The sequence below is a fragment of the Amycolatopsis anabasis genome (assembly GCF_009765355.1).
Taxonomy (GTDB): domain Bacteria; phylum Actinomycetota; class Actinomycetes; order Mycobacteriales; family Pseudonocardiaceae; genus Amycolatopsis; species Amycolatopsis anabasis.
This window is the reverse complement of sequence record NZ_VTHK01000155.1, coordinates 1-1,480: the sequence shown is the minus strand read 5'-3', so window position 1 is coordinate 1,480 and position 1,480 is coordinate 1. Positions and strand designations below refer to the sequence as shown.

Below are 1,480 nucleotides of genomic sequence, written 5' to 3'. Positions count from 1 at the left end.
TTCCAGCCGATCCAGGTGGGTGAGCCCTCGCTGGAGCACACCATCGAGATCCTCAAGGGCCTGCGGGACCGCTACGAGGCCCACCACCGCGTCTCCATCACCGACTCCGCCCTGGTCGCGGCCGCCACGCTGGCCGACCGCTACATCAACGACCGGTTCCTGCCGGACAAGGCGATCGATTTGATCGATGAGGCGGGTGCGCGGATGCGGATTCGGCGGATGACGGCGCCGCCGGATTTGCGGGAGTTCGACGAGAAGATCGCGGATGTGCGGCGGGACAAGGAGTCCGCGATCGATGCGCAGGACTTCGAGCGTGCGGCGCGGTTGCGGGATGAGGAGAAGACCCTGCTGGGGCAGAAGTCCGAGCGGGAGAAGCAGTGGAAGGACGGCGACCTGGATGTCGTCGCGGAGGTGGATGACGAGCAGATCGCCGAGGTCCTGGCCAACTGGACGGGTATCCCGGTGTTCAAGCTGACCGAGGAGGAGACCACCCGGCTGCTGCGGATGGAGGATGAGCTGCACAAGCGGATCATCGGCCAGGAGGACGCGGTCAAGGCGGTGTCCCAGGCGATCCGCCGGACCCGTGCCGGGTTGAAGGATCCGAAGCGGCCGTCGGGGTCGTTCATCTTCGCCGGTCCGTCGGGTGTGGGGAAGACGGAGCTGTCGAAGGCGTTGGCGTCGTTCCTGTTCGGTGAGGACGACGCGCTGATCCAGATCGACATGGGTGAGTTCCACGACCGCTACACCGCCTCCCGCCTGTTCGGCGCGCCCCCCGGGTATGTGGGCTATGAGGAGGGTGGTCAGCTGACCGAGAAGGTGCGGCGCAAGCCGTTCTCGGTGGTGCTGTTCGACGAGATCGAGAAGGCGCACCAGGAGATCTACAACACCCTGCTGCAAGTCCTCGAAGACGGGCGGCTCACGGATGGTCAGGGCCGGACGGTCGACTTCAAGAACACGGTGCTGATCTTCACCTCGAACCTGGGGACCCAGGACATCTCCAAGTCGGTGTCTCTCGGCTTCGCTTCGGGCAACGACGAGGGCTCGAAGTACGAGAAGATGAAGCAAAAGGTCAACGAGGAGATGAAGAAGCACTTCCGGCCGGAGTTCCTCAACCGGATCGATGACATCATCGTGTTCCACCAGTTGACCCGTGACCAGATCATCGCGATGGTCGATCTGATGATCACCCGGGTGGAGACCCAGCTCAAGGCCAAGGACATGGCCCTGGAGCTGACCGACAAGGCCAAGGCGCTGCTCGCGCGGCGCGGGTTCGACCCGGTGCTGGGCGCGCGGCCGCTGCGGCGCACCATCCAGCGGGAGATCGAGGACCAGCTCTCGGAGAAGATCCTCTTCGGCGAGGTCCAGCCCGGCCAGATCATCATCGTCGACGTCGACGGCTGGAGCGGCAGCGAAGAGGACAAGGACGACAAGGCCCACTTCACCTTCCGCGGTGAAGCCAAGCCCTCCGCCGTCCCGGACG

1 protein-coding gene is annotated in these 1,480 nt (G+C 64.9%); it reads left to right on the top strand.

The annotated features are described in order from the left end of the window. The coding region (locus tag FXO23_RS50470) for an AAA family ATPase (protein WP_158896332.1) at positions 1-1,480 on the top strand (1,480 nt) is incomplete at both ends.